At 61.9% G+C, this 22,904-nt stretch carries 14 protein-coding genes and 1 riboswitch; of the genes, 7 read left to right on the forward strand and 7 right to left on the reverse strand.

All coding sequences use genetic code 11. The annotated features are described in order from the left end of the window. Positions 1–47: 47 nt before the first annotated feature. The 4 genes from cobN to J3P76_RS14670 all read right to left on the reverse strand — a co-directional run bounded on the left by cobN (position 48) and on the right by J3P76_RS14670 (position 7,809). On the reverse strand, positions 48–3,821 hold the full coding sequence (gene cobN, locus J3P76_RS14655; RefSeq protein ID WP_434700890.1) for a cobaltochelatase subunit CobN: 3,774 nt from the start codon (positions 3,819–3,821) through the stop codon (positions 48–50). A gap of 3 nt (positions 3,822–3,824) precedes the next feature. Beyond that, a complete protein-coding gene (gene cobW, locus J3P76_RS14660; RefSeq protein WP_420767731.1) occupies positions 3,825–4,889 on the reverse strand; it encodes a cobalamin biosynthesis protein CobW in 1,065 nt (354 codons plus the stop codon). Between the two features lie 99 nt (positions 4,890–4,988). Next, positions 4,989–5,225, reverse strand: a riboswitch (cobalamin riboswitch). A gap of 104 nt (positions 5,226–5,329) precedes the next feature. Then, a complete protein-coding gene (locus J3P76_RS14665; protein ID WP_434700892.1) occupies positions 5,330–6,466 on the reverse strand; it encodes a glycerate kinase in 1,137 nt (378 codons plus the stop codon). A 218-nt stretch (positions 6,467–6,684) separates the two neighbouring features. Beyond that, on the reverse strand, positions 6,685–7,809 hold the full coding sequence (locus J3P76_RS14670; RefSeq protein WP_434700893.1) for a sugar diacid recognition domain-containing protein: 1,125 nt from the start codon (positions 7,807–7,809) through the stop codon (positions 6,685–6,687). A 193-nt stretch (positions 7,810–8,002) separates the two neighbouring features. Between J3P76_RS14670 and J3P76_RS14675 the strand changes: the two genes are divergently transcribed. The 5 genes from J3P76_RS14675 (at position 8,003) to J3P76_RS14695 (ending at position 18,083) form a co-directional block, all read left to right on the forward strand. Continuing rightward, positions 8,003–9,313, forward strand: a complete 1,311-nt coding sequence (locus J3P76_RS14675; RefSeq protein ID WP_434610992.1) for an MFS transporter — start codon at positions 8,003–8,005, stop codon at positions 9,311–9,313. A gap of 134 nt (positions 9,314–9,447) precedes the next feature. Continuing rightward, entirely contained in the window at positions 9,448–10,461 is a 1,014-nt protein-coding gene (locus tag J3P76_RS14680) for an aldo/keto reductase (protein ID WP_434700895.1), read from the forward strand. A 157-nt stretch (positions 10,462–10,618) separates the two neighbouring features. Continuing rightward, positions 10,619–11,503: an EamA family transporter RarD gene (gene rarD, locus J3P76_RS14685; protein ID WP_420767726.1), complete on the forward strand. Its 885-nt coding sequence runs from the start codon at positions 10,619–10,621 to the stop codon at positions 11,501–11,503. 117 nt (positions 11,504–11,620) lie between these two features. Then, positions 11,621–15,073: a hypothetical protein gene (locus J3P76_RS14690; RefSeq protein ID WP_434700897.1), complete on the forward strand. Its 3,453-nt coding sequence runs from the start codon at positions 11,621–11,623 to the stop codon at positions 15,071–15,073. A 100-nt stretch (positions 15,074–15,173) separates the two neighbouring features. Then, entirely contained in the window at positions 15,174–18,083 is a 2,910-nt protein-coding gene (locus J3P76_RS14695) for a hypothetical protein (RefSeq protein WP_434700899.1), read from the forward strand. A gap of 172 nt (positions 18,084–18,255) precedes the next feature. Here the strand turns inward: J3P76_RS14695 and hppD are convergent, their stop codons facing one another. Further along, positions 18,256–19,332, reverse strand: a complete 1,077-nt coding sequence (gene hppD, locus J3P76_RS14700; RefSeq protein WP_434610981.1) for a 4-hydroxyphenylpyruvate dioxygenase — start codon at positions 19,330–19,332, stop codon at positions 18,256–18,258. 250 nt (positions 19,333–19,582) lie between these two features. Next, a complete protein-coding gene (locus J3P76_RS14705; protein ID WP_434610978.1) occupies positions 19,583–20,527 on the reverse strand; it encodes a DMT family transporter in 945 nt (314 codons plus the stop codon). 128 nt (positions 20,528–20,655) lie between these two features. On the opposite strand from J3P76_RS14705, the gene J3P76_RS14710 reads away from it, so the two are divergent. Then, positions 20,656–21,528 carry a LysR family transcriptional regulator gene (locus J3P76_RS14710; RefSeq protein WP_434610975.1) on the forward strand — a complete coding sequence of 291 codons (873 nt, stop codon included), beginning with the start codon at positions 20,656–20,658 and terminating at the stop codon, positions 21,526–21,528. Between the two features lie 318 nt (positions 21,529–21,846). Continuing rightward, positions 21,847–22,212, forward strand: coding sequence for a histone-like nucleoid-structuring protein, MvaT/MvaU family (locus J3P76_RS14715; protein WP_420767720.1), 366 nt, complete (start codon positions 21,847–21,849; stop codon positions 22,210–22,212). Positions 22,213–22,304: 92 nt separating this feature from the next. On the opposite strand, the gene J3P76_RS14720 is transcribed toward J3P76_RS14715, so the two are convergent. Next, positions 22,305–22,835: a DUF4946 domain-containing protein gene (locus J3P76_RS14720; RefSeq protein WP_434610973.1), complete on the reverse strand. Its 531-nt coding sequence runs from the start codon at positions 22,833–22,835 to the stop codon at positions 22,305–22,307. Positions 22,836–22,904: the final 69 nt, after the last annotated feature.

A 22,904-nucleotide genomic window follows, 5' to 3' on the forward strand; every position in this document is an offset into this window, starting at 1 on the left:
AATGTAAGGAGCTCCCTCGCCACCAGCGGCCGTCATCCATCGGTAAGTCAGCCATCTTCTTCGATGTCCAGCAGCAGGTTTTCCAGCGCCTCGCGATAATCCCCCGGCGCCTGCCACATCCCCCGCTGCTGCGCTTCGAGCATGCGCTCGGTCATGTCCCGCAGAGCGTCGGGGTTGTGCTGCCGGACGAAGTCACGGGTATGCGGATCGAGCAGATAGGCATCGGCCAGCAAGGCGTACTGGTGGTCTTCGATCAACTGGGTGGTGGCGTCGAAGGCGAACAGGTTGTCCACCGTCGCCGCCAGTTCGAACGCGCCTTTGTAGCCATGACGCTTGACCCCGTCGATCCACTTCGGATTGGCCGCGCGGGAACGGATGACTCGGTTGAGTTCTTCTTTCAAGGTACGGATCTTCGGCAGACCCGGTTGGCTGTGATCGCCGTGATAACTGGCGGCGGTTTCGCCGCTGAGGGTTTCCACGGCTGCGAGCATGCCGCCCTGGAATTGGTAGTAATCGTTGGAATCGAGCAGGTCGTGCTCACGGTTGTCCTGGTTCTGCAACACCGCTTGCACCTGGCTCAGGCGCCGGGAAAATTGCGCCCGCGCGGCGGTGCCTTCGTCGCCCGCACCATACGCATAACCGCCCCAGTTGAGGTACACCTCGGCGAGGTCTTCGCGACTCTGCCAGAGCCGACCGTCGATGGCCCCCTGCACGCCCGCCCCATAGGCGCCGGGCTTGGCGCCGAAAATCCGCCAGCCGGCCTGGCGCGCCGCGTCTTCCATGGGCAAGCCCGATTGCAGCAAGGCTTCGCGCTCGGCACGCACTTTGGCCGCCAGCGGGTTCATGTCATCGGGTTCATTCAGGGCCGCTACGGCTTGCACCGCCGCATCGAACAAGCGGATCAGATTGGCGAAGGCGTCCCGGAAGAACCCGGACACCCGCAACGTCACATCCACCCGAGGCCGGTCCAGCAGGCTCAACGGCAGTATCTCGAAATCGTCGACCCGCTGGCTGCCCGTGGCCCACACCGGACGCACGCCCATCAGCGCCATGGCCTGGGCAATGTCGTCGCCGCCGGTGCGCATGGTGGCGGTGCCCCACACCGACAGGCCGAGCTGGCGCAGGTGATCGCCGTGGTCTTGCAGGTGCCGCTCCAGAATCAGGCTCGCCGACTGAAAACCGATGCGCCACGCCGTGGTGGTGGGCAAGTTGCGCACGTCGACGGAGAAGAAGTTGCGCCCGGTGGGCAGCACATCCAAGCGTCCGCGACTCGGCGCGCCACTGGGGCCGGCCGGTACGAAACGCCCGCCCAATGCGTCGAGCAAGCCGCGCATCTCCGCCGAGCCACAGGCATCCAGGCGCGGCGCGACGACGGCACGCAGGTGGTCGATGATGCGGTGCACCGTCTCCCAACCCGGCGCGTCGAGCTGCGCGATATCGCCGGCCAAGGCTTGCTCGATCAGTCGCGCCGCGAACAGCTCCAGACGCTCACGGCTGTCGCCGACGGTGCGCCAGGGCTCATCGCTGACGTCGCGCAACGCCTCGGGACGCTCGCCGGCCCAAGGCTCGGCCAAGGTGCAATCGAGCGGATCGAAGCCCAACCCGAACGCCTTGGCCAGGGCCCGCAGCAGGCTCGACTGGGCGCCCTTGCCGTCGCCACGGGGAATGCGCAGCAATGCCAGCAAGGTGTCGATGCGCAGCCGTCCGCTCGGCGACTCGCCAAAAATATGCAGGCCATCGCGAATCTGCGATTCCTTCAGGTCGCACAGGTAGGTGTCCAGGCGCGGCAGCCAGATCGCCGCGTCGGCGTCGCTGTCGAGGCCGGCGTCGAGTTGCAGCTCGCGGTCGATATGCGTCTCGCGCACCAGGGCCAGGATGTCCCGTTGCAATTCCCTGGCGCGGCGCGGATCGAGCAATTGCGCCTCGTAGTATTCGTCAGCCAGCAGCTCCAGGTTGCGCAGCGGCCCGTAGGTTTCGGCGCGGGTCAGCGGTGGCATCAGGTGGTCGATGATCACCGCCTGGGTACGCCGCTTGGCCTGAGCGCCCTCGCCCGGGTCGTTGACGATGAACGGATAGATGTTTGGCAGCGGCCCAAGCAGCGCGTCCGGCCAGCAGTTTTCCGACAGCCCGACGCCCTTGCCCGGCAGCCATTCGAGGTTACCGTGCTTGCCGACGTGGATCACGGCGTGAGCGCCGTAGGTGTGGCGCAACCAGAAATAGAACGCGAGGTAGCCATGGGGCGGCACCAGGTCCGGGTCGTGGTACACCGCGCTCGGATCGACCTGATACCCCCGCGCCGGCTGAATGCCGACGAACGTCAGGCCCAGGCGCAGGCCGGCGATCATCAAGCGGCCGTCACGGAACATCGGGTCCTGCTCGGGTGCGCCCCAACGTTCCAGCACCGCTTGGCGATTGGCCTCGGGCAGCGCGTCGAACAGGGCCCGGTACGCGTCGACGGCCAGGCTCTGATGACAAGGCCTCAGGTCGAGGCTGTCCAGGTCGTTGGTGACGCCGCCGAGCAACTGCCGGATCAGCGCGGTGCCGCTGGCCGGCAGCTCGGTGGTCAGCGGATAACCCTCGGCCTGCATCGCCCGCAGAATATTCAGCGCCGCCGCTGGCGTGTCCAGGCCGACGCCGTTGCCGATGCGTCCGTCCCGGGTCGGGTAGTTGGCCAGGATCAGCGCCACGCGCTTTTCGCCGTTGGGCAGGCGCGCCAGGGTGGTCCAGCGGCGGGCCAGTCCAGCGACAAAATCCATGCGTTCGGGTATCGCCCGGTAGCAGACTACATCGCTCTGGCTGCGCTCGCTGCGCCAGGCCAGGTCCTTGAAACTGATGGGCCGGCTGATGATTCGCCCGTCCAGTTCCGGCAAGGCGATGTGCATCGCCAGGTCCCGTGGGCCCAGGCCTTGTTCGCTGGCGCGCCAGCCGGGTTCGTTGTCCTGGGCGCAGATCGCCTGGATCACCGGGATATCGCGGCGAAACGGCCGCAGGTGCGGCGCTTCCGGACTCGATTGTGCAAAACCGGTGGTGTTGAGAATAACCCCCGTTGCCACTTCGTCCAGCCAGTCTTCCACCTGTGCCAGACAACCGGGTTCCTTGAGGCTCGCCACGGCGATCGGCAAAGGGTTGAGCCCCGCCGCTTGCAGCCGCTGGCAGAACACGTCGATGAACGCGGTGTTCGCGGCTTGCAGGTGGGAGCGATAAAACAACAGCGCCGCTACGGGATCGCCTGCCCGCCAGTCCGCTTGCCAATCATTCAGGGTCGCGTTGGTTTTTTCCGGGTGATAGATCGCCGTGCGCGCCAGGGGCTGGGGCTCGCCCCACGGATAATCGCGGCCAAACCATTGGCTGCCCAGGTGACGGAACAGGTTAAGGGCGTTTTCCAATCCGCCTTGACGAAGAAACTGCCAGAGCCGATCGCGGTGCTCGGCGGACACGTTGCTCAGATCGCTGAGCTCCGGGTCCGGACGGTCGTCCCCCGGCACCAGGATCAATTTCACCCCGCGCCCGGCCAGTTCCACCAGGCGCTCGATGCCGTAGCGCCAATAGCCGATGCCACCGTGCAACGACAGCAGGACGACCTTGGCGTGGCGCAATACATCTTCAACGTACAGATCCACCGAGGCGTGGTTCTGCACTTGCATCGGGTTGGCGAGGCGAAACTGCGGAAAATCGTCCGGCAACTGCCGCGCCGCTTCTGCCAGCAGCGCCAGGCTGGAATCGCCGCTGCACAGGATCACCAGCTCGGCGGGGGTTTGCCCGAGGTCGGCGATGTTGTCATCCGACACGAAACCACCGGGCTGGGTCCTGAGCAGGTGCATGGTTTAGACGCTGAGGGCGGCGCGCAACTGCGCTTCAAGCAGCCCGGCGTCCAGGGCCTGGCCGATCAGTACCAGACGTGTGACGCGCGCTTCATCGGCGCCCCACTGGCGGTCGAAGTGCTTGTCGAAGCGCGTGCCCACACCTTGGATCAACAGGCGCATCGGCTTGTTCGGGATGGCCGCGAAGCCCTTGACCCGCAATACGTCATGCTGAATTACCAGTTGCGTCAGCGCGTCCAGCAGCAGGCTTTCGTCAGCTTGGGGCAGTTCGATGGAAATCGAATCGAAGGCATCGTGATCGTGGTCGTCGTCATCGCCGTCATGGTGGTGGTCGTGATGGCTGTGGCGGCTGTCGATGTGTTCCTCAGAGCCCGCGCCCAGGCCGATCAACACGTCCAGCGGCAGGCGACCGTTGCTGGCTTCGATGACCTTGACCGCTGGCGGCAGCTCTTCGGCGACTTCCAGGCGGACTTTGGCCAGGTCCTCGGGGTTGATCAGGTCGGCTTTGTTGAGGATCACCAGGTCGGCGCTTGCCAGTTGATCGGCGAACAGCTCGTGCAGCGGTGATTCATGGTCCAGGTTCGGGTCCAGCTTGCGCTGGGCATCGACCTTGTCCGGGAACGCGGCGAAGGTGCCCGCGGCCACGGCCGGGCTATCGACCACGGTGATGACCGCATCGACGGTGCAGGCGCTGCGGATTTCCGGCCATTGGAAGGCCTGGACCAGCGGCTTGGGCAAGGCCAGGCCGGAGGTTTCGATGAGGATGTGGTCGAGGTCGCCGCGACGCGCCACCAACTCACGCATCACCGGGAAGAACTCTTCCTGCACGGTGCAGCACAAGCAGCCGTTGGCCAGTTCATAGACGCGGCCGTTGGCTTCTTCTTCGGTACAACCGATGGAGCACTGCTTGAGGATCTCCCCGTCAATGCCCAGTTCGCCGAACTCATTGACAATGACCGCGATACGTCGGCCTTGGGCGTTGTCGAGCATGTGCCGCAGCAAGGTGGTCTTACCCGACCCGAGGAAACCGGTGACGATGGTGACGGGGAGTTTGGCCAGTGTTTTCATCGGATGCCCTTTGGCAAGGTGGCGGGCAAACGGGACGACAACCACTGGCACAGGCGCGCGCGGAAGATTTCGCCACCGGATCACCCCGCCCGGTTGTAGTGAGAATCTGTTGTCGAGGCAGGTCTCCTGGCTGACGGCGGGCCAAATCGGCTTTTTTCAAAGCCGGGACTGACATTTTGCTGCGCCTTCCCGTGCGCCCGTTGTATAGGGCAAGCACAGTGGCCTTGCAGAAACAGCACCGTTCACAGTTGCGGGGGCAGCCGCGGCTTGGACCGCGTTCCCTTCTCAGGCTCTGTACGCGAACATTTCATACAGACCCTAGCTTCGGCGCGTGCCGAAGAACCTCGAAGGCGCAAGGCTACGCAGGGTGTGCGGGCGGGTCAATGTCCCAAGGCAATCTCCGACGACTGATGCGTCCTGGCGACTGCCCCAAGGGCAAGTCAGCGCGCCGCCACTCGCCAGAGCCGGGCGATGTCCCGGGCCCGCTCGGCCAGCAGGCGTGGCGCATCGGTGCAAGCTTCTTGTAGCGTCATCGGCCCATTCGCCAGGGCAAACGCGGCATCGATGCCGTGCTCATAAAGCGCTTCGTAGCCCTCCCCCAGCGTGCCGGCGATGACCACCACCGGTACGCCGCGCCGCTGGGCGATGCGGGCCACGCCAAACGGCGTCTTGCCACGCAGGGTCTGGGCGTCGAAACGGCCTTCGCCGGTGATCACCAGGTCGGCGCCGTCGATCGCAGCGGCCAGGCCGGTCAATTGCGCGACGACTTCCACGCCGGTACGAAACTGCGCCTGGAGGAACGCCTTGGCGGCAAACCCCAGGCCGCCAGCGGCACCGCTGCCGGGTTCGTCGCGAACGTCGCGGTTCAACACCTGGGCACAATGTTCAGCAAAGTGCCCCAGCGACCGGTCCAGTTGTTGCACCTGCTCGGCGGAGGCGCCTTTCTGCGGGCCGAACACGGCTGAAGCGCCATGGGCACCGCAAAGGGGGTTGTCGACATCGGCGGCAATCTCGAAGCACACGCCGGCCAGGCGCGGGTCCAGGTCGCCCAGGTCGATACGCGCCAGTTTGCCCAAGGCCAGGCCGCCGGGCGGCAGGGCTTGGCCCTGGTCGTCCAGCAATGCCGCGCCCAGTGCCTGCATCGCCCCGGCGCCGCCGTCGTTGGTGGCGCTGCCACCGATCGCCAGGATGACTCGGCTCGCCCCTTCATCCAAAGCGGCGCGGATCAGTTCGCCAGTGCCATAGGTGCTGCTGGAACAAGCGTCGCGCTGTCCCGGCGGCACCAGTTGCAGGCCGCTGGCCTCGGCCATCTCGATGATCGCCGTGCGGCTGTCGGGCAACCAGCCCCAGCGGGCTTGGACAGCGGCACCCAGCGGGCCACGGACCCGCGCCTCGCGCCATTGGCCATCGCAGGCCGCGAGCACCGCCTCCACCGTTCCCTCGCCGCCATCGGCCATTGGGCACTTGATCAGCTGCGCGTCCGGCCAGACCTCGGCCAGCCCTCCTGCGATGGCGTCCGCCACGGCCTGGGCGCTGAGGCTGTCCTTGAACGAGTCGGGGGCGATGACTATTTTCATTTTTGTTCTCCGGTTCCGATGTACAGCATGCTGCCAGCTGACCGCGATTCTGACGCCGGTCCGCCGCACAAAAGACCTTGGGCATTATTGGTCAAATTCACAAAGGATGGGTTGGCATTGCTGGCCTCTTCGCGAGCAGGCTCGCTCCCACAAGTATTTTCTACTGGATATGGGATCACAGCAGATCCAATGTGGGAGCGAGCCTGCTCGCGAAGGGATCACGCCGGATAATTTTGATCATGGGGCAACAGTTGAACCCCCAGGTACAACGCCAGCATCCCATCCAGCCTGAGCGGGTCGACGCCGCTGAGTTCGGCGATGCGTTCCATGCGATAGCGCAGGCTGTTGCGGTGGATGCCCAGGGCGTCGGCGCAGGCCTGGCTCTGGCCGTCGTGTTCGCACCAGCTTCGCAAGGTAGCGAGCAATTGGCCGTTGCTGTCCTTGGCGATCACTTTGCGCAACGGGCTGAGCAGTTCGTCGAGGGCATCATCGCTGCGATGCCGCCAGAGCATCACCGGCAGCCGATAGCGATTGAGAAGCAGCAAGCGCGACTGCGGCAGGACATCGCGCCCATACGCCAGCAGATCCGCCACCCGCCGGTAGCAACGGCGCAGCCCCGCCAGCCCCTCGGCCTGGCCGCCCACAGCCACTCGCAGGATGCTCCAGCCCAGGCCATCGAGCTTGCCCAGCAGCCGCTCGTTCTCCACCGAGGCCGTGACCGGCCGGCACCAGAGCAAGGAGGATTTGGACGACGTCAGGCACCAGCTGTCCGGGTAGCGCGACATCAGCCAGGCGCTCAGCGATTCGACGGTTTGACCAGGGCCATGCTCCAAGCCCAATTCGAACAGATACGGTACGCGCGACAGCTGCGGCTTGAGGCCCATCTGCTGCGCTTCATCGAGCAACCTTGGCGAATCCCCGGCATCGCCCAGCAGCAATGCCAGCAAGTCATCGCAACGCTGGCGGCGCCATTGCTGCTCGGCCTGCTGGTTGCGCTGGCCGAGCAACATTTCGGCGGTCATGCGCACCAGTTCGGCGTAAGTGCGCAATTGCGCGGGTTCGCCGGTAATGCCCAGCACGCCGATCAAGCGCTGATCGAGCATCAATGGCAGGTTGATTCCCGGCTGTACGCCCTTGAGGTGGACGGCGGTGTGCTCGTCGATTTCCACCACCCGTCCGTTGGCGAGGACCAGTTGCGCGCCCTCGTGTCGGGTATTGATGCGCTCGCGCTCGCCGCTGCCGAGGATCAAGCCCTGGTTGTCCATGACGTTGACGTTATAGGGCAGAATCGCCATCGCCCGGTCGACGATGTCCTGCGCCAGGTCGTGATCGAGTTCGAACATGGGCGGTGTTCCTTGCAAACGGCGTGATTGTTGTTTTGAGGTGCGCCGCCCACGGGATTGGTCAGGCGCACAGGGTCGGATTGCAAACGTTGTGCTGCGGCACAAAGACACGGGACCTTGGGCTGGCCGAGACTCAAGGGGCGGTCAACGTTACCCCTTGGCACGCCAAAATCATAATAAAGAGAGCCCCGTCATGTCCCAGAGCGCAGCAGCCCTCCTGGCTACCCCCGACGAAAAGAATACCGTCTACAAGCGCATCACCCTGCGTTTGATCCCGTTCATCTTCATCTGCTACCTGTTCAACTACCTCGACCGGGTGAACGTTGGCTTCGCCAAGTTGCAGATGCTCGACGCGTTGAAGTTCAGCGAAACCGTGTACGGCCTCGGCGCCGGGATTTTCTTCATCGGCTACGTGCTGTGCGGCGTGCCGAGCAATCTGGCCTTGACCAAATTCGGCCCTCGGCGCTGGATCGCCCTGATGATGATCACCTGGGGCACGCTGTCGACCTGCCTGCTGTTCGTCACCACCCCAACCCAGTTCTACACCTTGCGGCTGTTCACCGGGGCGGCTGAAGCCGGGTTCTTCCCTGGCGTCGTGCTGTACCTTTCGCAATGGTTCCCGACGTTCCGCCGTGGCCGGATCATGGCGCTGTTCATGTCGGCCATCCCAGTGTCGGGGCTGCTGGGCAGCCCGTTTTCCGGCTGGATTCTCAACCACTTCGCCGCCGGCCAGGGCGGCCTGGCGGGTTGGCAGTGGATGTTCCTGCTGCAAGGCATCCCGACAGTGATTCTCGGCGCCCTGGCGTTCTTCCTGCTCAGCGACACCTTCGCCAAGGCCACCTGGCTGACCGACCATGAACGCGCCGTGCTCACCGCCGACCACGCCGAAGACCTGGCCAACAAACCGAAAACCACCACAGACTCCCTGGCCGCCGTGTTCAAGAACCCAGCGATCTGGGCCTTCGGCCTGGTGTACTTCTGCATCCAGAGCGGCGTGTATGCGATCAATTTCTGGCTGCCGTCGATCATCAAGAACCTCGGTTTCAGCGATAACCTGGTGATCGGCTGGCTGAGTGCGATTCCCTATCTGCTGGCGGCGGTGTTCATGTTGCTGGTGGGGCGCTCGGCGGATCTGCACAAGGAGCGTCGCTGGCACTTGGTCGTGCCGATGCTGATGGGCGCGGTGGGGCTGCTGATCGCGGTGAACTTCGCCACCACGCCGGCCATCGCCATCCTCGGCCTGTCCATCGCCACCATGGGCGCCCTCACCGGCCTGCCGATGTTCTGGCCGGTGCCCACCGCCCTGCTCAGCGCGGGCGCGGCGGCCGGCGGGCTGGCGTTGATCAACTCCATGGGGCAGATGGCCGGTTTCCTCAGCCCATACCTGGTGGGCTGGGTCAAGGACACCACTGGCTCGACCGATGCGGCGCTGTACCTGCTGGCCGGCGTGATCGTCTGCGGCAGCCTGTTGGCGCTGCGCATGACCCGCACCTTGCGGGCCTGACACCCCTTTTACCCTGTGGGAGCGAGCTTGCTCGCTCCCACAATTGATTTGTGGTGGTTTGAGAATTCTGTTTGATCCTTGCGGCGGTTCTGGTATTTGATTGAACCTTTCCCCATGAATAAAAGGATCTTGTCATGAGCTACCGCACGCTAGGCCATTCAGGGTTGCAAGTCTCGACGTTGACCCTGGGCACCATGATGTTCGGCGAACAGACCAGCACCGAAGATTCGCTGCGGATCATCGACAAGGCCTGGGACCAGGGCATCAACTTCATCGACACCGCGGACGTCTACACCGGAGGTCGCTCCGAAGAAATCGTCGGCGAGGCGATTGCCCATCGTCGCCATGAATGGGTGCTCGCCACCAAGGTCGGCTTCGGCCCGCCGGACGGTATGCCTAACCGCAGCGGCCTGAGCCGCAAGCATCTGTTCAATGGGATCGAGGCCAGCCTGACGCGCCTGGGCACCGATTACCTGGATATCTATTACCTGCACCGCGAAGACCACAACACCCCGCTGCACGTCACCGTGTCGGCCATCGGCGACCTGATTTGCCAGGGCAAGATCCGCTACTGGGGCCTGTCGAACTACCGCGGCTGGCGCATCGCCGAGGTGATCCGCATTGCCGACAGCCTGGGCATCGACCGCCCGGTCATCAGCCAACCGCTGTACAACATCGTCAACCGCCAGGCGGAAACCGAGCAGATCACAGCGGCGCAGAATTATGGCCTTGGCGTGGTGCCGTTCAGCCCCCTGGCTCGCGGCGTGCTCAGCGGCAAGTACGCGCCAGACGTCGCACCGGACGCCAACAGCCGTGCCGGACGCCAGGACAAGCGCATCCTGGAAACCGAATGGCGGGTCGAGTCCCTGCGCATCGCCCAGCAGATCCTGGAATACACCCAGGGCCGGGACGTGGGCATCGTCGAGTTCGCCATCGCCTGGGTGCTGAACAACAATGCCGTCACCTCGGCCATCGTCGGGCCGCGCACCGAGGAGCAGTGGGATTCGTACACCAAGGCGCAGGCGGTGAAAATCACGGCAGAGGATGAAGCATTCATCGATTCGCTGGTGACACCGGGCCATGCCTCGACGCCGGGGTTCAATGATGTCGGCCATTTCGTGCCGGGGCGCGTGCCGCGTACGTCGTAACTTACACTGAGATCACCGTGGCGAGGGAGCGTGCTCCCGCTCGGCTGCGCAGCAGTCGCTCTTTGGGGCCGCTACGCGGCCCAGCGGGAGCAAGCTCCCTCGCCACGGGTAAACGGCTTTCCGTATCGTGCTGCAATTCCAATAACAAGAGGCATCCGTGTCCAAAGGCATCGCTCTATCGGTCTCGGCATCCGCCCTGTTCGCCGTCATGTACTACTACACCTCGCTGCTCGCGCCGCTGACGGGCCTGGAGATTTTCGGTTGGCGCATGTTGCTGACGATGCCGTGCATGACTGCGTTCATGCTGATCTCCCGTGAATGGAAACTCGTCTCGGATCTTGTCGCACGCCTGATCGCCACGCCGCGCTTGCTGCTGGGTGCAATGGCGTCATCGGCACTGATGGGGGCGCAGTTGTGGCTGTTCATGTGGGCGCCGCTCAACGGCTACAGCCTGGACGTGTCGCTGGGCTATTTCCTGCTGCCGCTATCGATGGTCCTGACGGGGCGCATCGCCTATGGCGAGCGCCTTTCGCGTCTGCAGAAAGCCGCGGTGTTTTTCGCCTCTCTCGGCGTGCTCAACGAGCTGTACCGGGTGGGTGGGTTTTCCTGGGCGACGTTACTGGTGGTGCTGGGCTATCCGATCTATTTCATCCTGCGCAAACGCCTGCGCACCGACAACCTGGGTGGGCTCTGGCTGGACATGACGTTGATGCTGCCGTTGGCGCTCTGGTTCGTGCAGAGCGGCGAACAAGGTTTCAAGGTTTTCAATCAACACCCGTGGCTGTCGCTGCTGATCCCGCTGCTCGGGGTCATCAGTGCCTCGGCCCTGGTGGCCTACATCGTTGCCAGCCGGTTGCTGCCCTTCAGCCTGTTCGGGCTGTTGAGCTACGTCGAGCCGGTGTTGTTGCTGGGGGTCGCGCTGCTGCTGGGTGAAAGCATCCAGGCTGAAGAATGGCTGACCTATATCCCCATCTGGATGGCCGTGGCGGTTCTGGTATTCGAAGGGTCCAAGCATATGGTGCGGCAACGGCGCCGGGCCTGACTGCCCCAGCTTGCATCACGAAACACTCTGCGCCCACGCGCCAGGTCCAGCTCCTTTATCATGCCCGCACGAACGCCAGGAGGGCGCTCGGCAGACCTTACGATAAAGGAATTATCGATGTCAGAACCTTCCCAAGGGCGATCCGCCCAACCAGGGGTGGAACGGATTCCACCTGTGGTGATCACCGATATCACGTCCCATCCGCTGCAACGTCTGCCCGAACATAACGACACGCAACCGGATAAAAAACCAACGCCCCGGGAACGGCTCACGCGTTTGGATGAACGCCTGGGGCCGGTGAAGATTGGCGAGTTGAGCATAAGCCGCGTCGACCTTTATCGCATGGGCGCACGCCTGGGCGACGACGGGACCGCAACAGACTCGGCACTTCTTTCGCAACCGGACGGAGCGCTGATCGATGCCGTCCGGTTCGATCCACTGATGATCGAGACTTACATCAAGGCGCACCCTTCGGGCAACGCCCCCGATGCGACCTCTCTGTTGTTCGAGCTCGCGTCCGTCCGATCCTCCAGCTCCCCCGCGATTCTTGAGCCAACACCAGGCCACGTCCCCAGCGGGTCGATGGACACGTTCGGCAAATTGCTCGATGCGTTGCAGGCGATGCAAGCGTTGCAGGGCCAACCCTTCGCACCGGGCATGCCAACCTGGGTCAACAACCTGAAGAGCCACGGTATGCTCACCGCTGCGCTGGGCATGCAGATCTACGGAATCTACGGTGGTCTGGTGGGGATCCGTGATGGCCTGAGAAACAGCGATCTGGCCGAGATAGCGGTCAGCTCCGGGGAAATCGGCGGTGAGCTCACTTCGGTCATGGTGGAGCACGGGCTGTTGAAGACCGGAAAACAAATGCTGCGCCAGGCTGACCGGGTGCTCATGGGCTTCAAGGCCACCGCCGTGGGCAAATGGCTGATCCGCAGCGCGGGCCTGATGGCCGGCATCCTCACGCTCCCTTTCGATATCTACCACGCCATCAATGCCTTCGACGCCGCCGCCAGATCCACGGGCAAGGAAGCCATGGACCATTACGTCTCGGCCGGCATGAGCGTGGCGAGCGCAGGCCTCTCGGTCGCGCTCGGGGCGGCGGCAATGGCGGGGTTCGGTCTGACCGGCGCGGTTGGGTTGGTGGCGTGCGCCGTCCTGATGATGGGCGCAAGGGTCTACGGCGCAGCACGCCAGGTCGATGACATTGACGATTACATTGAGCTGAGCATCAACGAACGCTGGCGCTCGGGTTGGTTCGCGTTCACTGGGCAAGCGCTCGATACGCAAGTGATGGGACGCTACGAGGTTGCGCGCACCCGTGTCGGGTACACCCAGGCGCTGGTGGACCAGGCGCGCAAGCTGCTGGACGGCGAGCTGAAACCCAGCGTGGAAGCCCTCGTCAGCGGCCGCTTCGAAGTCAACATGCAACCGCTCAAGCACTGGAGACTGCACTGGGATGACGGCGAGCAGCCTTACCGGGAAGTGAGCACACCAGAGGTAGTGGAAAGCGACGATGTAATCGACGCATCTCGGGGGCTGGACAAGGCTCCCAGGGTGACCGTCGGTGAACCGGGCAAGGGCAAGGGCATCTATTGGCAGTTGGGTGGCGGCAACGACCAGGTCTTCGGCGTATACGACAAACCCAACTACTTCAGCTTCTCAACGGGTAAAAAGAGCCTGACGGGAGGTTCGGAGGATGATGCGTTCATGTTCCATGTGAACGAGACACTCAAGACGCCGGTCGTGGATGCCAGGAACGCGCTGCATGGCGGCGCGGGCAACGACACGCTGTCGTTGCAGGGTCGACTCCCGGACGTCAACGGCTCTTACGCCTATCTCGGCCTTGAAATCGATCTGCCCGGCGGACTCTCCCTGTTGAAGTCCCACGACGACACCCACCCTGCCCACTACGCAACGATCACCTCGATTGAAAACGTCGAGACACTGCCCCGTGGCTACAGCCGAGTCATCGGTGACCGGCACCCCAACCACATCACGCTCAATGGTATGGATGACCGAGCCACCGGTGGACGCGGCGATGATGTGTTCCGGCTGATGGGCAACTCCAGTCGGGTCGACGGTGGCCCCGGCACGGACCGTTACTACGTCGCCATCAACACTGGCGACATCCATATCACCGAGGATGGGACGGAGCCGAGCATCATTGAACTCGGCTATCCAGCGGAAGGGATCAAGGGTTGGGAAATCCAGGGCACGTCATTGAAGGTGACGTTATCCCATGATGCGCAGACAACGGATTTATTTCGCGAGCTGTGCATTGTCGATACATATTGCCAGGTTGGGACTCAACGGGTCCTGCGTAATGACGCTCTGCTGTTCGTGACGCAAGATGGCTTCACTTTCAAGCCGGATCTGCCACACGCTTTGCTCGCCCCGGAAGATCACCCCGTCAGCGCGATCATGGTGCATCAAGGCAAATCGCCGCCCGCGCCGGTCATTTTCAATGGTGAAAAAGTCGCCTCACGGGATCTCGTCTCCGAAAACTATTTCGTTGCCAGGGAATGCCCCGACCCTATCTTCGATATCCCGCAGCAACCGGCCAACGCAACCACCACGTTGTTCCTGGACCATGACGACAGCGAATTGGAAGCCGTCCACGCTCATTATCGCGTGGAGGTTTGCACCATCGGTTATTGGAACTGGCTGACCTACAGCGACATGAAGCTGGTGCTGCAATTCACCAACGGCACGCGGCTGACGCTCGATCATTGGATGAAGCATAACCAGGGTGTTGCGTCGAATGTCACGGGCACGTTGATGTCCACTGGCGTATCGCTCACGCGCGCCATCACTCTGGTCTTTCGTGACGGCACCTCCTACCGGGTGGGTACGGTACGGCCGTCATTCCACGATGATTACCAGAACCCGGGAACACGCGTGGTCGAGGGGCGCCATGTACTGCGCCGACGCCCTGGTCGTGCTGTCTTCCGGTCCCCGTCCCGTGAAGTCATACGCCTGCCTTCCAGACCGCAAAAAATCAGGTTACCTGAACGCCAGCACACCAGCATTTACGAGCTGGAGGGCAACGCCTCCACTTACGAAGTCCACCCCAGCCCTGGCGCCACCCTGCGCCTGTATACGACCAGCGCAACCGATTCGTCGGTGTGGAATATTCACGCCGACAGCTTTGACATGGATCTGGCCCGCAGCGATATCCGTGTCGGTAGGACCTGGGTCCTGCTCGGTGACGTGCGGTTGTTGCTCACGCCAGCGCCCGATGACCGGAAACCACCGGAAATTGCGCATGTGGAACTCGTGTCCGGCACCCGTTACCAGATCGACACCGATCTGGCGAAAGCGCGACTGTTGAGCATCAATGCCAGGTTCCATGCCGACATTGCCACGCTCCTGCGAGAAATCCAGGCCCATGAAGCTGATGGCAGCCTGGCGACGACATTTCTCAGCGTCGCTGGCGTTCGCCTCGCTGACGGCACGCCAGGCGCGATCTTCTATGACGTACTGGACCAGCGCTGGATTCTCGATAGCGACGACACGCAAGAAGTGAACAGCTCGGACCTGATGATCGGGACCGTTGCCCAGCACTGAACGGCACTCCCTCAACACGTCCAAGCAGCCAAGACCAACCCGTCCGCACGCGTCGGCACCGGCTGGCCGCTGCAACACGACACCTATCAAGGAAGAGAACATGTCTCCAAAAAAACCTGTGCGCCCGAAGGGCACAGACACGCCAGGCACCGATCCGGGCACGATTACCCTACCCGACGTCAGGCTGCCGCCTCATCTTGCATTGCCTGGGACCGGCATCCCGCCACGCCCCCACACGTCGACGTCCGAGCCCAGTGGCTCTGCCGGGGCTTCATCCCAGAAGAGCCCGCCGCCACCCGTCGAGCTGACGGACCCGACCAGTGGCGCCCCAACGGCTGCGCAGCCTTCGCCAAGGTCCTTGGATCGGTACGCGCTCAATCCACCCGAAGGGTTGCCACCGGCCCGCGCCGATGGTCTTCGGGTCAACGGCAACGGCAGCTACGTCGATCTGGACGACGGAAAAGTCGCCCGGGTCGTCCATGACCCTGCCTTGAACGCTTATTACGCGTGGGGCCTGAATGAACTGTCACCTTCGGGCCCGGCACTCTATCGGCCAACAGGCGCGGTGTCCTGGCGCGAAAACGCCTTCGCCACGAAGCTGCGGGCCTACCAACTGGGCAAGGACCAGCGAGCAGTATTCGATCGCAGGAACGAGGGGCTATCGAGCCAGTCCATCAAAGAGCGCGACGCTGCTTTAGGTCCTATTTACCGGACCCAACAGAACCAACTGAAAGAGGACACCCGGTTATTCCTTCAAAACGCCCAACGGATCCCTCGTTCCGCCGCTCCTTCGTTGCTTGGCGTGGAGACATTTTCCAAGCTCATCGAGAAAATCTTCGAACACTTCCAAGGCCTGGTCATGACGGAGCGGTTTTCGGGCACCGGCAGCAAGATGCAACTGATCGACGCGATGCCGGCACTGGTCGCAAGCGGTGTAACGACGCTGTACCTGGATCGCTTGCGAATCGACATCGACCAGGTCGTCCTGGACGGGTTCGCCAGGACCGGTGTCCTCGACGCCAGACTGAAGCGTCGCCTGCACGCTCTCGACGTGAACGATGACGCGGTCCCGCCAACGCCCTACACCTATCAGAACCTGATCATCGCGGCGCGGGAAAATGGCATAAGGGTTCAGGCCCTGGACTGCGCCGCCAGGGCCCAGGCGGAACTGTCCGGAGACGACGGTTTCCGAGGCCTGTTCACGTATCACGCCAGCCAAGTGATCAACGCCGACCGCCTTAATCGTCCGCAAGGCAAGTGGGTCGCCCTGGTGGGAGCGTCCCAGTATCGTAAAAGGAACATCGCTCTTGAACAGGAGCAGCACGCCACGGTGACTTTCAGCTACCCCAACACGCCTGGCCTGGCCCAAGTGCAAGGTGTGATGAGCTTGCATGTCGAGGACCTTGCCCATGGCCCGAACCTGCAGATCATCCAGGACCCGTCGCTCGGGGCCGCTGATTTGAACCTGAACGTAGGGGGCCAGGGCATGAAGCCATTCGAGCTGCCCGTTCGTTACCGACGCGTTCTGGAACAAGACATTCGAAGTGCCAACCTTACGCAGGACCCCCATAGCCTTTTTGCGACAATACCGGTGCAGCGTGGTCTCGATGTCGAAACCGCCCAGCGGGAACGTTTCCAGCGCGCCAGGGATACCATCAGCGCCAGCCAGTACTTCTTCGAAGGCCAACCGGTCACCCGCCCCAGGCCGCCCACGCCGGCACTGCAACCTTACAGCCCACCCCCCGCTGTGCTTGAAAGCATTTACCGTGTATCCAATGGCCTGGTCTTGGGAGCGGCCTACAACGCCATCGGCGCCAGGAAGTTCTTGATCGACAACATGCCCGCCCTGAAGGAGCAGCAGGTCAAGACGCTCTACATGGAAAACCTGATCATTGAATACGATCAACCCCGGCTGGATGCATTTGCCTCCAGCGGTGCGATGTCCGATCCTCTGCGGGCGAATCTCCGGCGCCAGGACGAACTCCAGCAGATGAATTCCTCCAGCGCCCATTCGTTGGTCAACCTCATCACTGTTGCTCACCGGCACGGCATCAAGGTGCAGGCGCTCGACACGTCGATCACCTTCAGGGACGAAATGAGGCGGCACGCCCCCGAGCGCTCCAGGAACTTCAAGTACGTGGCCCATACCCTCATCGAGACCGACCAGGCCCACCGGGGCCCGCACAAATGGGTGGCGCTGGTGGAGAGCGGCCACGCCAATACCGCTCGAAACACCCCCGGATTGGCTGAACTGCAAGGTGCCGTCGGGGTACGCGTGGTCGATGCCGGCAGTCAACCCACGCGAGTGCTGCCCGATGAAGGAGAGATCGTTTCCAGTCTCTTGCCCATCGCACGACCAGCCGCTCACCGTACGCCCTCCGGCGCCGGGTACCTTTTTGTGAAGTCAGATCTGCTGCTGGAGATAAGTACCGGCACCCAGCTGATACGGCGGGCGCCCGTCAGCCCTGGCAAGTTGTTGAACAAGCCGAACGAATTCCTGATCGAACGCTCGGAAGATGGGTTTCAGCTGTACCTGGCGAAACATCAGCTGGGGGACTTCAGCGTATACCCTCTGCTTATGGCCGCTGACCAGCTATCGGTCGACATTCCCGACCTGTCCCAGCATTACCACCGGGTGTGGCAAGTCAACAGAGTGAAGTTCAAGGAAATCGACGCACTGGTGTGGGCGCTCAAGACTGCCGGTCTGAAACAGGTCAGCGGCACGACGGTGATTCCCGTCTCGCCGCTGCGCCTGATGGATAGGCACCCACGGCTGACCGATCCTGGCATGTACCTTGTCGAAACCAGACCGGAAGGCACCATGATCTTCCACCGTTCCAAGGACAGCTCGATCAAAAGAACGCTGGTCAGCAAGGATCAGTTGTCGGGCAAGCTTTATATCAATCGACCGGAATGGGGGCTTACCGAGCTTCGTCTGTTTGACAACCTGGACGCCCTCACGGCCCACCTGGATGAAGCGATTGGGTTGAAACGCGTGCAAAGCGCCTGACAAACAGCACCGGTCAAGCATTGATGCCGGACCTGCTCTGGCCAATATCCAGGGCGCGGGCGAGCTTGCTGGCGACGGCGCCACCACGGGCGGATGGATCGCCAGCGTAGCTTGCGCCGGGCAAAAAAAACCGCCCGGCATCAGGCCGGGCGGTGTTTGTGACACTCAGGCATTAGTCAGTAGTCAGCACACCACGGCGCACCTGGTCACGCTCGATCGACTCGAACAGCGCCTTGAAATTGCCCTCGCCGAAGCCATCGTCGCCCTTGCGCTGGATGAATTCGAAGAACACCGGGCCCATCAGGGTTTCCGAGAAAATCTGCAGCAGCAAGCGTTTGTCGCCCTGCTCGGAAGCACCATCGAGCAGGATGCCACGCGATTGCAGCTCCGCCACTGGCTCGCCATGATTCGGCAGACGGCCCTCGAGCATTTCGTAGTAGGTGTCCGGCGGCGCGGTCATGAAGCGCATGCCGATTTTCTTCAGCCCATCCCAGGTCTTGATCAGGTCGTCGGTGAGGAACGCCACATGCTGGATGCCCTCGCCATTGAACTGCATCAGGAACTCTTCGATCTGGCCGGCGCCCTTCGAGGATTCTTCGTTCAGCGGAATGCGGATCATGCCGTCCGGCGCGGTCATGGCCTTGGAGGTCAAACCGGTGTATTCGCCCTTGATGTCGAAGTAGCGGATCTCGCGGAAGTTGAACAACTTCTCATAGAAGTTCGCCCAGTACGCCATGCGCCCGCGATACACGTTGTGGGTCAGGTGATCGATGATCTTGAGCCCCGCACCCACCGGATTGCGGTCGACACCTTCGAGAAACACGAAGTCGATGTCATAGATCGAGCTGCCTTCGCCAAAACGGTCGATCAGGTACAGCGGCGCGCCGCCGATGCCTTTGATCGCAGGCAGGTTCAGCTCCATTGGGCCGGTCTCGATATGGATCGGCTGGGCACCGAGTTCCAGGGCGCGCTTGTAGGCTTTTTGCGAGTCCTTGACGCGGAACGCCATGCCGCAAACCGACGGACCGTGTTCGGCGGCGAAGTAGGACGCCACGCTATTGGGCTCGTTGTTGAGGATCAGGTTGATCGCGCCCTGGCGATACAGGTGTACGTCCTTGGAGCGGTGGGTCGCTACCTTGGTGAAACCCATGATCTCGAAGATCGGCTCCAGGGTGTTGGGCGTAGGGGATGCAAATTCGATGAATTCAAAGCCCATCAGGCCCATCGGGTTTTCGTATAGATCTGCCATGTCGGCGCCTCATCATGCTTATCAATTAACAAGAAACGTTAGTTGCCAGTGATGCTGAGGGCGCGCGGCGGCGCGCAGGAAATACCGCGGACGCTGCGGGCGAGGAAATCGCCATAGATCAGTTGAAACCCAAGTATCTTCATTGTCGACCCAAGGCTCTTGCGGGCGAGGCTTCTGCTGCCAGAAGACGTTATTCTTATATGCGTAAATCGATTCTACACAGCGTAACCACATTTGTCCGCCTTGGGTATCAAATCGCCTTTTTGGCCGAGCGTGCAAGGGGTTTGTTGCACAGGAAAATACCCATCAGGATCAGTCCCCCGCCCCCGCACATCAAGGCCGTAAGCCGTTCGTCCAATAGCAAGGCGCCCAGCAGGACCGCCGTCAGTGGATTGAGCGCGATGAACACGCCGGACCGGGTCGCGCCAATCCGGCGGATGCCGTCATACCAGGCGATATAGGCCAGCGCCGAGCCCAGTACGCCAAGGTACAACAGGCTCAGCCATTGCCCGGCATCCAGTGCGGTCAGCGCCGCGAAGCGAATCTCTCCCCCGGCCGCGCACGCTCCCCAGAGCATCAGCGTGCCCAGCAGGATCGACCAGGTCACCGTTTGCAAGGGGCCAAGGCTTTCATTCAGGCTTTTGGAAAATAGCGAGTAGATACCCCAGCCGAGCACGCAGCCGAAAATCAGCACGTCGCCTACCCACCCTTGCTCCGTTGTTTGTAGCAAGGCCGGGTCACGACCCACGATCACCAGACCCGCCCCGCCGAGACACAAGACGATGCCGGCGACTTTCAAGCGGCTCAGGCGCTCCTTGAATAACCACCAGGAGGCCAGCCCGATCACCGCCGGGTTCAACGCCACGATCAACGAGGCCCGCGACGCACTGATGTATTGCAAACCATAAAAGAAACACAGGTTGTAGAAGAAAATACCGAAGAAACCCAGCATCGCCAGCTGCAAGCCCTGCTTCAGGCTGGGCCTGGCCAGAGGAATGCCGGCCACCCCGAGAAACACCAGCAGCGCGAGACTCGCCAGCAAAAAGCGCAGGCTGGCGGCCAGCATGGGCGCCAATGCATCGGAGAGGATCCGCCCGGCCACGAAGGTCCCTCCCCAGATCATTGTGACCATGGCGAGCTTCAGGTAGACCTGCAGGTCGGAAGCGATCGGCATGGAATGTTCCATGGGTTTCATTGCTTTCATCTCATTCAAGGTCGTTCGGATGCCAGTGACGAGGGAGCTCCCTCGCCACGGTTTTCTCTGTCGCTCAAGTGCCGTATTGTTCGCCTCATATCTTGTCATCGTAAAATGAGCCTTTACTCATGACCCTGACCCAACTCGAAATCTTTTCGCTGGTCGCCGAGCTGCGCGGCTTCACGGCAGCCGCGACACGGTTGGGCATCGGACAATCAGCGGTGTCGCACGCAATCAGATCCTTGGAAAACGAACTGGGCGTCGAGCTGTTCAGGCGTCATCAGACCCTGGTGGAGCCCAGCGACATCGGCCAGCAATTGCTGCTGCGGGCCCGAGCCATGCTCGGCTTGGCCAACACGCTGCGCCAGGAAGCCGCCGATGCCCGAGGCATGCGCCGCGGAACCTTGCGCATCGGCTCGTTCGGCCCGACAGCTTCGATGAAGCTGTTGCCCGCTATCCTGGAACGCTTCAGGACCTTGCACCCGGGGATCGAAGTGCATGTCGACGAGGGGCCGGACCGGCAGGTTCTGCAATGGTTGGACGAACGCCGGATCGACGTCGGTTTCGTGGTCTTGCCGGAGGAACGCTTCGATACGTTCGCGTTGATGACCGACCAGATGGTCGCCCTGCTCCCTGCTGCTCACGCCCTAGGGGATCGAACCCACGTGCAACTCAAGGATTTGTGCGACGACCCTTTCATTCTCACCGAGGCCGGCTCGTCGGAACTGGTCTGGCGACTGTTCAATGCCGCGCGCTTGACACCCAATCTCCGTTATCGCTGCTCGCAACTGCTCAGTACGCTCGACCTCGTCACTCGTGGCAACGCGGTGAGCGTAGTGTCCGAAGGCTCGTTGCCCCTGTTCGATAATCCTGGCTTCGTTGTTCGTCCTCTGTCGCCTCCCATCCCACGACAGATCGGCCTGGCCGTACTCGATAGCCGCCAGGCCTCGCCGGCAACCCTGGCATTTATCGAGCTGGCACAGGCCGTTCAGCCGACTTGATTGCGCTTAACTTTCGATAGGGTTATCTATTAGCCCAACGGACTAGAGCACGCGATTTCATTACACCGCCTAGTACTGCTAACAGCCAATCTCCGTCGCCAGTCGCTTGACGTCATCGGCCCGACTGATGGTAAAACGCCAACAGCTGTTACATAACGAAAAAGTTACGATTTACACTTTTCGGTTTAACTACTACAATTTTTTCTGCCTCTACCAGATAGCAGGAGAGTCATTAGTCACCGAGTCGCTACAAGGCGCCTGGCTTATAGCTTTGTTTGCGGTTGGTATCAGCCTTATATTTTGATTGGAGTAATTATATTGTCCAGACTCGCTGAATTTCGCAAAGCCGAAAAGGCCCTTCAAGAGCAGCTCGCGCAGCTGGAAGCTTTGAAGAATGACGCCGGGCTCAAGAAAGAAATCGAATTCGAAGAAAAGCTCCAAGGGCTGATGAAAACCTACGGCAAGGGCCTGCGCGACATCGTTGCGATCCTCGACCCGAGCCCGTCCAAATCAGGCCTGTCGTCGGGCAAGACGCCAAAGACTCGCCGTGCCCGCGTCGTCAAGGTCTATCAGAACCCGCACACGGGCGAACTGATCGAAACCAAGGGCGGCAACCATCGCGGTTTGAAAGCCTGGAAGGAAAAATACGGTGCGAGCACCGTCGATTCCTGGCTGCGCGGTTGAAAGCACTACAACGAAAAAAGCCCTGGCCTGCACCCAGGGCTTTTTTATGGGCCGAACTTTCGTGTTGGCCCAAGAGTATTACGCTGAAAGCCTTATAATTTCAGGCTATTTCGTACCGACTGTATTTCATCCTGGCTTTCTACAAATACCTGCGCCTGCCCCGCATAGGACAACACGTAGGCATTACCCTCATTAAGTGCCGCGACGAGGGTCTGCGACAATACATGACGCCCGTTTTGCGTGATCGTGCAAGTGGTTTCCAAAGCGCTTACGCCGCCCAATACGGACGCGTGAATCTTATTGCAGACACTTTGATAGCCACCTTGGAAAAAATCCTTCTGAATGGACTTTCTCATTTCCAACAGCACGCCTTGCAAGTTTACTTGATGGTCGGGCTCGACAGCCGACGCGGTCAACTCCATCACCATCACGGCATTGCCCGAAGGGTCGCTTTTGGTGGCGCGCTGCCGACTGGTACCTTTGGCCGGGGCCGGTGCGTCGGCGGGCAGCGATTCGATGATCCATCCCGAGGGCCAGGTTACCTGTGGTTCGGCCGCCCCCACATCGACGCTCGACGCGACGGCAAACAACAGGACGAACAGCGAAGAAAGCGGTCGAAACATTGCGTTGCACTCAAGAACTGATCGTGAAGTCTGAAGCGCGACGCACCACCAGGCAATAGGCACGTTTGG

This window comes from Pseudomonas sp. D1-36 (assembly GCF_051132205.1).
Taxonomy (GTDB): domain Bacteria; phylum Pseudomonadota; class Gammaproteobacteria; order Pseudomonadales; family Pseudomonadaceae; genus Aquipseudomonas.

Excerpts from the sequence above, each read along its gene's own strand:
- J3P76_RS14690 (WP_434700897.1), top strand. The coding sequence starts at position 11,621 with ATGTCAGAACCTTCCCAAGGGCGATCCGCCCAACCAGGGGTGGAACGG.
- hppD (WP_434610981.1), bottom strand. The coding sequence starts at position 19,332 with ATGGCAGATCTATACGAAAACCCGATGGGCCTGATGGGCTTTGAATTC.
- J3P76_RS14675 (WP_434610992.1), top strand. The coding sequence starts at position 8,003 with ATGTCCCAGAGCGCAGCAGCCCTCCTGGCTACCCCCGACGAAAAGAAT.
- J3P76_RS14665 (WP_434700892.1), bottom strand. The coding sequence starts at position 6,466 with ATGAAAATAGTCATCGCCCCCGACTCGTTCAAGGACAGCCTCAGCGCC.
- J3P76_RS14720 (WP_434610973.1), bottom strand. The coding sequence starts at position 22,835 with ATGTTTCGACCGCTTTCTTCGCTGTTCGTCCTGTTGTTTGCCGTCGCG.
- J3P76_RS14705 (WP_434610978.1), bottom strand. The coding sequence starts at position 20,527 with ATGAAACCCATGGAACATTCCATGCCGATCGCTTCCGACCTGCAGGTC.
- J3P76_RS14695 (WP_434700899.1), top strand. The coding sequence starts at position 15,174 with ATGTCTCCAAAAAAACCTGTGCGCCCGAAGGGCACAGACACGCCAGGC.
- cobW (WP_420767731.1), bottom strand. The coding sequence starts at position 4,889 with ATGAAAACACTGGCCAAACTCCCCGTCACCATCGTCACCGGTTTCCTC.
- cobN (WP_434700890.1), bottom strand. The coding sequence starts at position 3,821 with ATGCACCTGCTCAGGACCCAGCCCGGTGGTTTCGTGTCGGATGACAAC.
- J3P76_RS14670 (WP_434700893.1), bottom strand. The coding sequence starts at position 7,809 with ATGTTCGAACTCGATCACGACCTGGCGCAGGACATCGTCGACCGGGCG.
- J3P76_RS14710 (WP_434610975.1), top strand. The coding sequence starts at position 20,656 with ATGACCCTGACCCAACTCGAAATCTTTTCGCTGGTCGCCGAGCTGCGC.
- J3P76_RS14680 (WP_434700895.1), top strand. The coding sequence starts at position 9,448 with ATGAGCTACCGCACGCTAGGCCATTCAGGGTTGCAAGTCTCGACGTTG.